The sequence below is a fragment of the Actinophytocola sp. KF-1 genome (assembly GCF_054661535.1).
Genome location: NZ_BAAFVK010000004.1, coordinates 630787 through 644086, shown reverse-complemented (window position 1 = coordinate 644086; position 13300 = coordinate 630787). Strand labels below are relative to the sequence as shown.

14 protein-coding genes are annotated in these 13300 nt (G+C 72.3%); 9 read left to right on the top strand and 5 right to left on the bottom strand.

The genetic code is table 11. The features are described 5' to 3' along the window. Window positions 1-39 precede the first annotated feature (39 nt). Entirely contained in the window at window positions 40-519 is a 480-nt protein-coding gene (locus ACYQ77_RS15975) for a DUF1707 domain-containing protein (RefSeq protein WP_459711870.1), read from the bottom strand. Between the two features lie 115 nt (window positions 520-634). Here ACYQ77_RS15975 and ald point away from each other — a divergent pair, with 115 nt between their 5' ends. Both ald and xerD read left to right on the top strand, forming a co-directional pair. Further along, window positions 635-1729 (top strand): alanine dehydrogenase, encoded by a 1095-nt coding sequence (gene ald / locus ACYQ77_RS15970; protein ID WP_459711868.1) that lies wholly within the window; start codon window positions 635-637, stop codon window positions 1727-1729. Continuing rightward, on the top strand, window positions 1726-2640 hold the full coding sequence (gene xerD / locus ACYQ77_RS15965; RefSeq protein ID WP_459711935.1) for a site-specific tyrosine recombinase XerD: 915 nt from the start codon (window positions 1726-1728) through the stop codon (window positions 2638-2640). The genes ald and xerD overlap by 4 nt, the downstream gene beginning before the upstream one ends. Here xerD and ACYQ77_RS15960 read toward each other — a convergent pair. Together ACYQ77_RS15960 and ACYQ77_RS15955 are read right to left on the bottom strand one after the other, a co-directional pair. Continuing rightward, window positions 2637-3203 carry a YdcF family protein gene (locus ACYQ77_RS15960; protein ID WP_459711867.1) on the bottom strand — a complete coding sequence of 189 codons (567 nt, stop codon included), beginning with the start codon at window positions 3201-3203 and terminating at the stop codon, window positions 2637-2639. The two genes, xerD and ACYQ77_RS15960, sit on opposite strands and share 4 nt — an antisense overlap. A 614-nt stretch (window positions 3204-3817) precedes the next feature. Next, on the bottom strand, window positions 3818-4207 hold the full coding sequence (locus tag ACYQ77_RS15955; RefSeq protein WP_459711865.1) for a VOC family protein: 390 nt from the start codon (window positions 4205-4207) through the stop codon (window positions 3818-3820). 154 nt (window positions 4208-4361) lie between these two features. On the opposite strand from ACYQ77_RS15955, the gene ACYQ77_RS15950 reads away from it, so the two are divergent. The 6 genes from ACYQ77_RS15950 to ACYQ77_RS15925 all read left to right on the top strand — a co-directional run bounded on the left by ACYQ77_RS15950 (window position 4362) and on the right by ACYQ77_RS15925 (window position 9610). Further along, window positions 4362-5279, top strand: coding sequence for a ParA family protein (locus ACYQ77_RS15950; protein WP_459711863.1), 918 nt, complete (start codon window positions 4362-4364; stop codon window positions 5277-5279). 62 nt (window positions 5280-5341) lie between these two features. Then, complete coding sequence (locus tag ACYQ77_RS15945; RefSeq protein ID WP_459711861.1) at window positions 5342-5626, top strand: hypothetical protein; 285 nt, start codon at window positions 5342-5344, stop codon at window positions 5624-5626. Further along, window positions 5616-6425, top strand: a complete 810-nt coding sequence (locus ACYQ77_RS15940; RefSeq protein ID WP_459711858.1) for a segregation and condensation protein A — start codon at window positions 5616-5618, stop codon at window positions 6423-6425. The genes ACYQ77_RS15945 and ACYQ77_RS15940 overlap by 11 nt, the downstream gene beginning before the upstream one ends. Window positions 6426-6550: 125 nt before the next feature. Further along, complete coding sequence (scpB, locus tag ACYQ77_RS15935) at window positions 6551-7774, top strand: SMC-Scp complex subunit ScpB (protein ID WP_459711933.1); 1224 nt, start codon at window positions 6551-6553, stop codon at window positions 7772-7774. Further along, window positions 7764-8501, top strand: a complete 738-nt coding sequence (locus tag ACYQ77_RS15930) for a pseudouridine synthase (RefSeq protein WP_459711856.1) — start codon at window positions 7764-7766, stop codon at window positions 8499-8501. Before scpB ends, ACYQ77_RS15930 begins: the two co-directional genes overlap by 11 nt. After that, on the top strand, window positions 8498-9610 hold the full coding sequence (locus tag ACYQ77_RS15925; RefSeq protein WP_459711853.1) for a DUF1015 family protein: 1113 nt from the start codon (window positions 8498-8500) through the stop codon (window positions 9608-9610). The genes ACYQ77_RS15930 and ACYQ77_RS15925 overlap by 4 nt, the downstream gene beginning before the upstream one ends. A gap of 37 nt (window positions 9611-9647) precedes the next feature. Here the strand turns inward: ACYQ77_RS15925 and ACYQ77_RS15920 are convergent, their stop codons facing one another. Together ACYQ77_RS15920 and ACYQ77_RS15915 are read right to left on the bottom strand one after the other, a co-directional pair. Further along, complete coding sequence (locus ACYQ77_RS15920) at window positions 9648-10826, bottom strand: cation:proton antiporter (protein ID WP_459711851.1); 1179 nt, start codon at window positions 10824-10826, stop codon at window positions 9648-9650. A gap of 6 nt (window positions 10827-10832) precedes the next feature. Continuing rightward, window positions 10833-11306 carry a cation:proton antiporter regulatory subunit gene (locus ACYQ77_RS15915; RefSeq protein ID WP_459711850.1) on the bottom strand — a complete coding sequence of 158 codons (474 nt, stop codon included), beginning with the start codon at window positions 11304-11306 and terminating at the stop codon, window positions 10833-10835. A 97-nt stretch (window positions 11307-11403) separates the two neighbouring features. On the opposite strand from ACYQ77_RS15915, the gene ACYQ77_RS15910 reads away from it, so the two are divergent. Next, window positions 11404-12762, top strand: a complete 1359-nt coding sequence (locus ACYQ77_RS15910) for a TrpB-like pyridoxal phosphate-dependent enzyme (protein WP_459711848.1) — start codon at window positions 11404-11406, stop codon at window positions 12760-12762. Window positions 12763-13300 lie beyond the last annotated feature (538 nt).

Here is a 13300-nt window from a genome sequence, read left to right as displayed (position 1 = left end):
TGCGCTGACGGCGACCCGCGCGGCGACCCGGTGGCCTGGCTACGTCCGCAGCCGCCTGCCGTCGGCGTCGGTGCCGCCGCCCGCCAGGATGATGATCCCGTCGATGAAGCTCCAGATGACACCGATGCCGACGAAGCTCGTCAGCAACTGCGCGAGCCCGATGCCGGTGTGGCCGGTGTAGAACCGCCCGATGCCGAACGGCAGCACGATCTGCAGCACGCCGGCCGCCACGCGGTACCGGTCGGACTCGTAGGGCACCACCGCGGGCGGCGCCGGGTAGTACGGCGCCGGCGCGGCCCGGAGCGCGGCCGGTGGCGGCGTCATGAACGCCGGGAACGGCGCGGGCAGGTCCCTGAACAGCGGCTTGAGGTCACCGCGGGTGCGTGCCTCGAGTGCCGCGGCCGTGCGCTCCTCGTACTCCTCGAGCGCCAGCCTGCCCTCGGACATGTGCTCACCGAGGAGCCTGACCGCGTCCTCGCGCTCCGCGGTGCCGATGCGGAGTTCGTCGCTGTCGGTCACGTGTCCACAGTACGTCAGGCGCGCCACCCTGAGCGCGGCCACCGACGGCGCTAGGCTCCGGCTCCACAGGGGTCGGACAAGGGCGTCCGGCCGATCCACCGTGGAGGTGTCGCGGGTGCTGGTCGGAGTGCCTCGTGAGGTGAAGAACCACGAGTACCGGGTGGCGATCACGCCCGCCGGGGTCGTGGAGCTGGTGCACCGCGGCCACGACGTGCTGGTCGAGGCAGGCGCGGGCGAGGGGTCGTCGCTGCCGGACGCGGACTACGAGGCCGCCGGCGCGCGGATCGTGCCGTCGGCCGACGAGGTGTGGGCCGCTGATCTCGTGCTCAAGGTCAAGGAGCCGATGCCGGAGGAGTTCCCCCGGCTGCGGCGCGACCAGATCCTGTTCACCTACCTGCACCTCGCCGCCAACGAGGAGTGCACGAAGGCGCTGGTCGACGCGGGCACCACCGCCATCGCCTACGAGACGGTCCGCGGACCGGACGGCTCGCTGCCGCTGCTCGCGCCCATGAGCGAGGTCGCGGGCCGGATGGCGCCGCAGGTCGGCGCCCACTGCCTCGAACGCGCGCAGGGCGGCCGCGGGGTGCTGCTGGGCGGGGTGTCCGGGGTGCCCGCGGGCAAGGTCGCGGTGATCGGCGCCGGTGTCGCCGGCATGAGCGCCGCCACCATCGCCGTCGGCATGCAGGCCGAGGTCGTCGTCCTCGACACGAACGTGAACCGCCTGCGGCAGATCGACTTCACCTACCGCGGTCACCTGCAGACCGTCGCCAGCAACGCCTACGAGATCGACAAGGCGTGCCGGTGGGCCGACCTCGTGATCGGCGCCGTGCTCGTGCCCGGCGCGAAGGCGCCGAAGCTGGTGAGCAACGAGCTGGTCGCGCGGATGCGGCCGGGGTCGGTGCTCGTCGACATCGCCATCGACCAGGGCGGCTGCTTCGAGGACTCGCGGCCGACCACGCACGCCGACCCGACGTACACCGTGCACCAGTCGGTGTTCTACTGCGTCGCGAACATGCCGGGCGCGGTGCCGAACACGTCGACGTGGGCGCTCACCAACGTGACGCTGCCGTACGCGGTGTCGTTGGCGGACAAGGGCACCGGCGCGCTCGACGACCCCGCGCTGGCCGCCGGGCTGAACGTCGCCGACGGCAAGGTCGTGCTCGCGGAGGTCGCACAGGCGCACGGGATGCCGTTCGGAGGTGCGGCCTGAGCGCGGCTGTCACCGACGCGATCACCGCGTACCTCGACCACCTGGCCGTCGAACGCGGCACGTCGCGCCACACGCTCGACGGGTACACCCGCGACCTGCGGCGGTACGAACGGCACCTGGCGTCGCTGGGGGTGCCGTCGCTGGGCGCGGTGAGCGAGGCACACGTGTCGGCGTTCCTCGCCGTGCTGCGCGAGGGATCGGACGACCACCCGCCGCTCGCCGCGTCGTCCGCGGCGCGGGCGCTGGTCGCCGTGCGGGGGCTGCACAAGTTCGCGGTGCGCGAGGGCATCGTGGACCTCGACCCGGCACGCGAGGTGAAGCCGCCGTCCACCCCGCGGCGGCTGCCGAAGGCGCTGCCGGTCGACGACGTGCTCCGCCTGCTGGAGGCGCCGGCGCCGGACGCGTTGCGCGACCGTGCGCTGCTGGAGGTGCTGTACTCGACGGGCGCCCGGATCTCCGAGGCGGTCGGCCTCGACCTCGACGACATCGACACCGCCGAGCGGACCGTGCTGCTGGACGGCAAGGGTGGCAAGCAACGCCTGGTGCCGATCGGCCGTCCCGCGCTCGACGCGCTGGACGCGTACCTCGTGCGCGCCCGCCCCGCGCTGGCCGCGGCAGGACGCGGCACACCGGCGGTGTTCCTGAACGTCCGCGGCGGCAGGCTGTCGCGGCAGAGCGCGTGGCAGACGCTGAAGGTGGCGGCCGAGCGTGCGGGCCTGACCGCGTCCGTGTCGCCGCACACGCTGCGCCACTCGTTCGCGACCCACCTGCTCGAGGGCGGTGCCGATGTCCGGGTGGTGCAGGAACTGCTCGGCCACGCGTCGGTGACGACGACGCAGATCTACACGCTCGTCACCGTCACCACGCTGCGCGAGGTGTACGCGACCGCGCACCCGAGGGCACGGGGTTAGCGCGGTGGAAGCCGTCGCAGGTTGCGCAGGCCCAGCACGGCGAGCGCGGGTTTGAGGAGCAGCCACTCGCCGAGCCGGTAGTCACGGCCACGGACCAGCCGGGCCGCGAGGTCCGGCCGCTGCCGCCGCAGGTACCCCCGGGCCTTCTCCGCGTGCAGCGAATGCGACACGATCTTGATCCGGTCGGCGCCCTCGACCAGCGGGATGACGTTCGCGACGTTCTGCCAGGTGCTGCGGCTCGCGGTGTCGACGGCCAGCGGGCCGCGGTACCCGCACACGTCGCGCGCGTAGGCCGCCATCAGCGCCGCCTCCGGACGTCCACCCGCGACCGGCCCACCGCTGAGGACGAGCACACCCGGCCCGTCGAACGACCGCAGCCCGGCCCGCACCCGCCACCGGTTCACCGCGTTCGCCCGCTCGCCCCGGTTGCGGTACCCGAGCACGACCACCGCCTCGGCGCCCGTGCGGGCGGCGCCTCCGAACCCCCGCCGCGACGCACGCCAGTGGACGATCTCACCCCACCCGAGCACAGCCAGCACGACGGCCAGCACCCCAGCCTTCACGGGGTCACCGTAGCTGTGGACAACCCCGTCTCGGCATCCCGGAACTGTCGGTGCCGCGTGGGATCCTGGAACCGGGGGCCGGAGGCCACGCCCCGGTGAGGCGGCGAGTACGTCGTCGAGACGCGCCCTCCGGCAGGAGGCTCCTTACCTCGCGGCCTCGCCGTCAAGGAGCCTGTGGACAACCGCGCCGCGGCGCTCCGGAACTGTCGGTGTCCCGTGCGATCGTGGAGCCGGGGGCCGGAGGCCACGCCCCACAGAGTGCGGCAGCGAGCACGAGAGGCATCCCTGGGCAGCCAGCCTCATCACCTCGGGAGCCGCGTTCTCAGGTGCCTGTGGACAACCCCGCCGCGGCGCTCCGGAACTGTCGGTGTCCCGTGGGATCGTGGAGCCGGGGGCCGGAGGCCACGCCCCGCGAAGTGAAGCAGCGAGACCGTCGTCGAGACGCGCCCCGCAGCCACCCGGCCGCCGCACCGCAGGCTCCGCCGCTCGACGAGCCGACCGGGGAGCCGACCGGGGAGGCCGAACCGCTACCGGGACACCTGTGGACACCTCGCCTCGGTATCCCGGAACTGTCGGTGCCTCGTGAGACCATGGAACCGGGGGCCGGAGGCCACTCAGTCCATCTGGAAGAGCGTCAACTGCAGTCCCGCGGGCCCCTCCACCCGGGCGTTGGTCGACTTGAACGGCGTGGGCGTCGGCTCGGCGAGAACCGCACCGCCCGCCTCCCGCAACGCGGCGGTGCCGCCGTGCACGTCGTCGACCTCGAAGGCGACCCGGATGTGGCCCGCGACGCGGCGGCCGACCTCGACCTGGTCGATGTACTCGGCGGTGGCCGGTTCGGCCAGTTCGAGCGTGGCCGCGCCGGCGTCCAGGATCATCACGCGCCCGCCGTTCTCCGGTGGAACGGCGACCCGCTCGGGCATGCCGAGCACGTCACGGTAGAAATGCACTGCCGCGTCGTAGTCGTCCGCGGTGACGACGAGACGGAGCTGACGGACCGCCACGGGGCCTCCTCAAGGTCGTTTAGCCATGCCGAACGCGCAGGTCAGCTCAAGAATTCCAGGTATTGCGACCTGGTACGGCGAGCCTCTTTGCCGAGGCAGGGCGGCAATCTCTAAGCTTCCCCGCACAGCGCGGACGACAAGGAGCTAGGTCGATATGTCGACATTGCACCCCTCGGACCAGGAGCTCAGCCTCGCACCGAGGGCGGCCTCCGACGAGGAGGAGGTTCTCGACGAGAGCCCCAACGGTGCCGCACCCGGTGGGCGCCCCAAGCGCCACATCCCGGAACCCCCGCTGCTCAACGGCCACGGCCCCGCCAAGGTCATCGCGCTGTGCAACCAGAAGGGCGGCGTCGGCAAGACCACCTCGACGATAAACCTCGGTGCCGCGCTGACCGAGTACGGCCGCCGGGTGCTCATCGTCGACTTCGACCCGCAGGGCGCGCTGTCCGTTGGCCTCGGCATGCCCGCGCACTTACTCGAGAAAACGATCTACAACGTCATCATCGAGCGGTCCATCGGCATCCAGGACGCGATCATGCGCACCAGTGTCGACAACCTGGACCTGCTGCCGAGCAACATCGACCTGTCCGCGGCCGAGGTGCAGCTCGTCGCCGAGGTCGGCCGCGAGCACACGCTGGTCCGCGCGCTGCGGCCGGTGATCGACGAGTACGACTACATCCTGATCGACTGCCAGCCCTCGCTCGGCCTGCTGACCGTGAACGCGCTCGCCGCCGCCGACGGGGTGCTGATCCCGCTGGAGTGCGAGTACTTCTCGATGCGCGGCGTCGCGCTGCTCACCGACACCATCGAGAAGGTCCGCGAGCGGCTGAACCCGAAGCTGGAGATCACGGGCATCCTCCCCACCATGTACGACCCGCGCACCGTGCACTCGCGCGAGGTCATGGGCCGGGTCGTCGAGCGCTTCGGCGACATCGTGTTCGACGCCGTGATCAACCGGACCGTGCGGTTCCCGGAGACCACGGTCGCCGGCGCGCCGATCACGGTGTGGGCGCCGCGCTCGGCCGGCGCGAAGGCGTACCGCCTGCTGGCCCGAGAGGTGATCGCCAGGTGACGCGCCGGCCTTCGTTGCCGGGCGCGGATGAGCTGTTCAGACCGACAGGGCACGCGGACGGTGTGCTCCCGCTGAGGTTCGAGCAGGGCCGGGTGCCGCACGCCCCACCGCAGGGGCAGGCGCGCCGGGGCACGCCCAGGCAGAAGCACACGTCGAAGATCACCGTCTACGTGTCGGACGAGGAACTGCTCGCCCTCGAGCACGTGCGGCTCGCGCTGCGCGCCAGCCACGGCCTCGCCGTCGACCGCGGCCGTGTCGTCCGCGAGGCGATCGCCGTCGTGCTCGCCGACTTCGAGGACCGTGGCGAGGAGTCGGTGCTGGTCCGCCGACTGCGTCATGACGACTGAGCCTGCGCCCTCGCCGCGGTTCACGGTCAAGCTGTCGAACTTCGAGGGTCCGTTCGACCTGTTGCTGCAGCTGATCTCGCAGCACGAGCTGGACGTCACCGAGGTCGCGCTCCACCGGGTGACGGACGACTTCATCGCCCACCTCCAGCAGGCGGGCGACGACTGGAACCTCGACGAGACCACCGAGTTCCTCGTCGTCGCCGCGACGTTGCTCGACCTCAAGGCCGCCAGGCTCGTGCCGTCCGGCGACGTCGACGACGAGGAGGACCTGGCGCTGCTCGAGGCGCGTGACCTGCTGTTCGCCAGGTTGCTGCAGTACCGGGCGTACAAGCAGGTGGCCGCGTTGTTCGCGGAGCTGGAGGCCGGCGCGCTGCGGCGGTACCCCCGGTCGGTGGCGCTGGAGGACCGGTTCCAGTCGCTCCTGCCCGAGGTGATGCTCGGCGTCACGCCAGGCCGCTTCGCCGAGCTGGCCGCGGCCGTCTTCCGCCCGAAACCCCCGCCGACGGTGTCCATCGACCACCTGCACATGGGCAAGGTGTCGGTCCGCGAGCACGTCGCCGTGCTGAGGGTGAAACTGGCATCGGCAGGCCGGGCGACGTTCGCCGACCTGGTCGCCGACTGCGAACACAGCATCGAGGTCGTGGCGAGGTTCCTTGGCCTGCTCGACCTCTACAAGGAGAACGTGATCCTGTTCCACCAGGAGGAAGCGCTCTCGGAACTGACCGTCGAGTGGACGGGCGGCACGGCCGAGGAAGCCGAGGCCGCCGCGCCCGACGGCGACGAGGAGGAGTACGGGTGAGCGACCAGCACCCAGACACGACCCCACCGGACGCGGAGCCCCTCCCGAAGCCCCCGCCCGTTGCCGGCGGTGACGTCGACGCCCCGCTGTCGCCGGACGCCGAGCCGTTGCCGGCCGATGGGCCGATGGCCGAGCCGGTGGCCTCGACGCGGGAGGAGTCCACCGGAGCCGCGGCCCCGGAAGCGGAAGGTGCCGACGCGGAAGCGGACACCGGAGCCGAGGGTGCCGACCCGGAAGCGGACACCGGAGCCGAGGGTGCCGACGCGGAAGCGGACACCGGAGCCGAGGGTGCCGACGCGGAAGCGGACACCGGAGCCGAGGGTGCCGACGCGGAAGCGGACACCGGAGCCGAGGGTGCCGGGGCGGAAGGTGTCGCCGGAGCCGAAGACGCGGATGTGGATGCCGCTGCGGCGGAAGCCGCCGGAGCCGAGGGTGTCGGGGCGGAAGGTGTCGCCGGAGCCGAAGACGCGGATGTGGATGCCGCTGCGGTGGAAGCCGCCGGAGCCGAGGGTGTCGGGGCGGAAGGTGTCGCCGGAGCCGAAGACGCGGATGTGGACGCCGCCGTGGTGGAAGCCGCCGGAGCCGAGGGTGCCGGGGCGGAAGGTGTCGCCGGAGCCGAAGACGCCGACGTGGACGCCGCCGCGGCGGAAGCCACCGGAGCGGAGGCCGACGATGCCACTGAGGAGGCCGCGACCGACGCCGAACCGGTCGATCCGGGCGACCTCCCGGTCGATCCGGCGGCCGCCGTGGTCGCCGACGAACCAGCCGGCGAACCAGCCGACGACGAGGTCGAGCAGGGCCCCGTCCCGCTCGGCGACGACGAGCTCGACGCCGCGCTCGAGGCGTTGCTGCTGGTCGTGGACTCGCCCGTCGAGGAGGAGGCCCTCGCAGACGCGCTCGACACCACGCCGCTGCGGGTGGCCGAGCACCTGCGCCTGCTGTCCACCAGGTACACGGACCAGGACCGGGGCATCGACCTGCGGCGGGCGGGCGGCGGCTGGCGCTTCTACACCCGCGACCGCTACGCCCCGTACGTCGAGAAGTTCCTCCTCGACGGCCAGCGGGCGAAGCTGACCAGGGCCGCGCTCGAGACGCTCGCCGTCATCGCCTACCGTCAGCCGGTGACCCGCGCCAGGGTCGCCGCCGTCCGCGGGGTCAACTGCGACGGCGTCATCCGCACCCTGCTCGCCCGCGGGCTGGTGGAGGAGACCGGCACCGACCAGGAGACCGGCGGTCACCTCTACCGCACCACCGAACTGTTCCTCGAGCGCCTCGGCCTGTCCTCCCTGGAGGACCTGCCGCCGATCGCGCCGCTGCTTCCGGAGGTCGACTCCATCGATGAACTCTGAACAGGACGGCGTGCGCCTGCAGAAAGTGCTCTCCCGCGCGGGCGTCGCCTCGCGCCGCGCCGCCGAGGACCTCATCGCGCAGGGCCGGGTCAAGGTCGACGGCGCCGTCGTCACCGAGTTCGGCAGGCGCGTCGACCCGGACACGGCCGTCATCCACGTCGACGACGTGCGGGTCGTGGTCCGCGAAGGGCTCGTCTACCTGGCGTTCAACAAGCCGCGCGGCGTGCACACCACCATGTCCGACGACCGCGGCAGGCCGTGCGTCGGCGACTACGTCCGGGACCGCGACGAGCGGCTCTTCCACGTCGGCCGCCTCGACGCCGAGACCGAGGGCCTGCTGCTGCTCACCAACGACGGCGACCTCGCGCACCGGCTGATGCACCCGTCGTTCGTCGTCAGCAAGACCTACCTCGCCGAGGTGCCCGGGCCGGTGCCGCGGGGCGTCGGCCGCCGGCTCCGCGACGGCATCGAGCTGGACGACGGGCCGGTGCGGGTCGACGCGTTCCGGGTCGTCGACACCAGCGGCGGGCGCGCCATGGTCGAGGTCGTGCTGCACGAGGGCCGCAACCACATCGTCCGCAGGCTGCTGGCCGCCGTCGACCTGCCGGTGCGCAAGCTCGTCCGCACCCAGATCGCCGACGTCCACCTCGGCAACCAGCGGTCCGGGTCGCTCCGCGCGCTGACCCGCCAGGAGGTCGGCTCGCTGTTCGCCGCCGTCGACCTGTGAGGTGGGTGCGGCCGGTCGCGCGCGGCTGGGTCGTGCGGCGCGAGGTGCCCGGCCCGGACGTCGACGAGTTCGCCGAACCGGAACGGGTCACCGCCGCGCTGGCCGAACCCGGCGCCGCGACCCGCTCCCTGCTCGCCGTCCAGCATCCACATCGGACGCCGGAGGCGATCGCGGCCGGACGTGGGCTGCTGGAGTCGTTGCCCGCGGCCAGGAACACGCTCGCCTACCTGCGCAGGACCGCGTACCGCGAGGTGGCGAACGTGATCGCGCCGTACGAAGTGGACGGCCCGGACGGGACGGCGTGCGGCGTGCTCTGCATGGTCGACCCCGCGGCCGTCGACGCGGGCCGGGTCCGCCACAGCGAGGAGGTCTACCCGGAGATCGTCGACGAGCGCGCGGCGGTCCTCGCCGGCCTCGGCTGCGCCACGAGCGCCGCGATGCTCGTCCCCGTCGGTGACCGCGACGAGCTGACCGCGCACGTCCGCGCCCACACCGCGCGCCACGCACCGGACGTGTCCACAGTGGATTCCCGAGGGCGGCGGCACCGGCTCTGGCTGACCGGCGACACGGCGCTGCTCGACGTGGTGGAGGCGCACCCGCTCATGGTCGCCGACGGCAACCACCGCGTCGCGGCGGCGCGTACCGGCGGGCTGCTGGCGCTGGTGACCGCGGGGCCCGCGTTGCGCATCGGCGCGTTCCACCGGGTGCTGACGGGCACCGGGTTGTCCGGGGCCGACCTGGCGGAGGCGTGGCGGGCGGCGGGGCTGGCGGTGCGCGAGGTGGAGACGGCGTCGGCCGAGCCCGGTACGGCCGTGGTGCGCTGCCCGGGGGTGACGCTGGTGGTGGATCTGCCGTCCGGGCTCGACCACGCGGTGGTGGAGGAGACACTGCTGGCGGGGGCGCTGCGCCTGGATCCGGAGAGTGCGAAGGTGCACCCGCTGCCCGCGGGGCGCGTCCCGCCTGCGGACGCGGAGGCGGTCATCGAGCTGGCGCCGGTGCCGCTGGCGACGGTGCTGGCCGAGCACGCCGCTGGGCGCCGCATGCCGAGGAAGAGCACGTACTTCACGCCGAAGCCGAGGAGCGGTCTGCTGTTGGCGGATCTGTCCTGAACGGCGCGTTCAGGACACCGCAGCCGTCCGCACCGGGTCAGGCGGTGGCCGGGCGGAGGCGGGTGATCGCGAGGCGGGCCACCGGTTCGATGAAGCGGGCCGCCAGGGGGCCGAGGATGGCCATGATCAGGACGTACGCGGTCGCCAGTGCCGCCAGCTGCGAGTCCACCGCGCCCGCCGACACCGCCAGTCCCGCGATGACGATCGAGAACTCGCCCCGTGCCACCAGTGCCGCGCCTGCGCGTGCACGGCCCAGCCGGGCGATGCCCTGCCGCTTCGCCGCCCACCAGCCGGTCACCAGCTTCGTGATCGTCGTCACCGCGGCCAGCGCGAGTGCGACGCCGAGGACCGGGGGGATGGTCGACGGCACGGTGTTCAGGCCGAACACCACGAAGAACATGGCCGCGAACAGGTCGCGCAGCGGTTCGAGCATGCGGGTCGCGTTCTCCGCCGTGGACCCCGAGATCGCGATGCCCAGCAGGAACGCGCCGACCGCCGCCGACACCTGCAGTTGCGACGCCAGCCCCGCCACCAGCAGCGCGGCACCCAGCAAGCGCAGCAGGAACACCTCGGGGTCGGGGCTGTCGACGATCGCCGACACGTACCGGCCGAACCGCAGTGCCAGTACGAGCACCACCGTGACCACGGCCAGCGAGATCCCGATGGCGGTCAGGCCGCCGAGCAGGGTGGCGCCCGCCAGCACGGCCGTCAGGATCGGCAGGTACATGGCCATCGCCAGGTCCTCGAACACCAGGATCGACAGGATCACCGGTGTCTCGCGGTTGCCGAGTCTGCCCAGGTCACCGAGCACTTTCGCGACGATGCCGGACGACGAGATGTATGTGACGCCCGCCATCGCCAGCGCGCCGACCGGGCCCCAGCCCAGCAGCAGCGCGACCGCGACGCCCGGGGCCGCGTTCAGCACGATGTCGACGAGACCCGCGAACCACGACCGCTTCAGGCCGGTCACGAGCTCCGCCGCCGAGTACTCGAGACCGAGCAGGAGCAGCAGGAGGATCACGCCGATCTCGCTCGCGAGCGACGTGAACTCCTCGATGCCCTCGAGCGGGAGGATCCCGCCGCTGCCGAACGCGAGGCCACCGAGCAGGTAGAACGGGATCGGCGAGATGCCGATCTTCCACGCGATCCTGCCGAGCACACCCAGGCCGAAGAAGATCGCGCCGAGTTCGATCAGCGCGACTGCGGTCGAGTGCATCCGCCGCTACCCGTGGGCCAGGACTTCAGCCGCCTTGGCGAGCCCCTGTTTGGTGCCGACGGTGATCAGGGCGTCGCCGCCGCCCAGCATGAAGTCCGGGCGCGGTGACGGGTGCACGGTGCCCGCGCGGACCACGGCCACGACCGACACGGCGGTCCGCGTGCGCAACGCGGTGTCACCGAGTGTGCGTCCGTCGTAAGGGGAGCCGGGCAGGAGCGGCAGCTGTTTGGTGTGCACGCCGTCCAGTTCGTCCTGCAGCTGCGCGACCAACTGGGGCGCGCCGAGCAGGCTCGCGAGCGTGCCCGCCTCGTCCGGGGTGAGCGGGATCGACGCCGTGCACGTGTCCGGGTCGTCCACACGCGACACGATGAGTTCGGAACGCCCGTCCCGGTAGGTGATCACACCGATCCGGCGTCCTCCGCGCGACAGGAAGTCCTGACGCGTCCCGATCCCTGGCAGCGGAGTCACCTCGACGTTCACCACGACAGGTTAACGTCTCGGGTTACGCCTTTCTTCCCCCGGCTCCGGGACCTAGGTTGGTGTCGGTCTCGATCACACGACGTACCCGGAGGCACCCATGGCCGGCCGCACCAAGTTCATCCTCGACGAGTCAGACATGCCGACGGCCTGGTACAACATCGTGCCCGACCTGCCGTCGCCGCCCCCGCCGCCGCTGCACCCCGGCACCGGCGAGCCGGTGGGCCCCGAGGACCTCGCGCCGCTGTTCCCGCAGGCGCTCATCGAGCAAGAGGTCAGCACGGAGCGTTACATCCCGATCCCGGAAGGGGTACAGGAGGTGTACCGGTTGTGGCGGCCGTCGCCGCTGTTCCGGGCGCACCGGCTGGAGAAGGCGCTCGGCACCCCGGCCCGCATCTACTACAAGTACGAGGGCGTCAGCCCGGTCGGCTCGCACAAGCCGAACACGGCGGTGCCGCAGGCGTACTACAACGCGCAGGAGGGCGTCAGCCTGCTGACGACCGAGACCGGCGCCGGGCAGTGGGGGAGCGCGCTCGCGTTCGCCTGCGCCCAGTTCGGGCTGGAGTGCGAGGTGTGGCAGGTCCGCGCGTCGTACGACCAGAAGCCGTACCGCAAGATGATGATGGAGACGTTCGGGGCGACCGTCCACCCGAGCCCGTCGGAGCTGACCGAGGCGGGCAAGGCGATCCTCGCCGAGCACCCCGACTCGACCGGCAGCCTCGGCATCGCGATCAGCGAGGCGGTCGAGAAGGCCGCGGCCAACCCGGCGGCCAGGTACGCGCTGGGCAGCGTGCTCAACCATGTGCTGCTGCACCAGACGATCATCGGCGAGGAGGCGCTGCGCCAGTTCGCGATGGCCGGGGACACCCCGGACGTGATCGTGGGCTGCGCGGGCGGCGGCTCGAACCTCGGCGGTCTCGTGTTCCCGTTCCTGCGGGAGAAGCTCGCGGGCAACATCGCACCGGAGATCAGGGCCGTCGAGCCGGCCGCGTGCCCGTCCCTCACGCGCGGTAAGTACGCCTACGACTTCGGCGACACCGCGGGGCTGACGCCGCTGCTGAAGATGCACACGCTCGGCCACGACTTCATCCCGGATCCGATCCACGCCGGTGGCCTGCGGTACCACGGGATGTCGCCGCTGCTGTCGCACATCGTGGAGCTGGGCCTGGTCGACGCGGTCGCGATCGGCCAGAACGAGTGCTTCGCCGCGGGTGTGCGGTTCGCGCGCGCGGAGGGCATCATCCCGTCGCCGGAGCCGACGCACGCGCTGGCCGAGTGCGTGCGGGAGGCGTTGCGCTGCAAGGAGACCGGTGAGGAGAAGGTGATCCTGACCGCGCTGTGCGGCCACGCGCACCTCGACCTGCCCGCGTACGCGAACCACCTCGCGGGCGGCATGGTCGACCGCGAACTGACCGACGCGGAACTGGACGCGGCGTTCGCGACGATCCCGGTCCGGTAGGTGCCCGGCCGGGCCGAGCCGCGAGGCTTCGGCCCGGCCGGTCGCCGCTGTGGTGCGGTTCGGCCGGGCTGGACGCCGCCGTGGTGAGGTTCGGTTTGGTTGGACGCCGCTGTGGTGAGGTCCGGTCTGGCTGGATGCCACGGTGGGTGAGGTTCGGCCGGGCTGGACGCCACCGCGGTGGGGGTTCGGCCGGGCTGGACGCCACCGCGGTGGGGGTTCGGTCTGGTTGAACGCCACGGTGGTGAGGTTCGGCCCCGCCGGATGCTGCTGTGGTGGGACTTCGGTCTGGCTGGTCGCCGCTGTGGTGAGGTTCGGCCCGGCCGGAGGTCACTGCGGTGGGGGTTCGGTCTGGTTGGACGCCACGGTGGTGAGGTTCGGTCTGGTTGGACGCCGCGGTGGTGGGATTCGGCGGGCTGCGCACCACTGCGGTGAGGGTTCGGTTTGGCCGGTCGCCGCTGCGGTGGGTTCGGGTTTGGTTGGATGCCACAGTGGTGAGACTCGGCCGGGCTGGACGCCACGGTGGTGAGGTTCGGCCGGG

Bases quoted from the DNA above. Each gene is read 5' to 3' on its own strand.
- ACYQ77_RS15930 (WP_459711856.1), top strand. From the start codon at position 7,764: ATGAACTCTGAACAGGACGGCGTGCGCCTGCAGAAAGTGCTCTCCCGC.
- ACYQ77_RS15920 (WP_459711851.1), bottom strand. From the start codon at position 10,826: ATGCACTCGACCGCAGTCGCGCTGATCGAACTCGGCGCGATCTTCTTC.
- ACYQ77_RS15910 (WP_459711848.1), top strand. From the start codon at position 11,404: ATGGCCGGCCGCACCAAGTTCATCCTCGACGAGTCAGACATGCCGACG.
- scpB (WP_459711933.1), top strand. From the start codon at position 6,551: ATGGCCGAGCCGGTGGCCTCGACGCGGGAGGAGTCCACCGGAGCCGCG.
- ACYQ77_RS15950 (WP_459711863.1), top strand. From the start codon at position 4,362: ATGTCGACATTGCACCCCTCGGACCAGGAGCTCAGCCTCGCACCGAGG.
- ACYQ77_RS15940 (WP_459711858.1), top strand. From the start codon at position 5,616: ATGACGACTGAGCCTGCGCCCTCGCCGCGGTTCACGGTCAAGCTGTCG.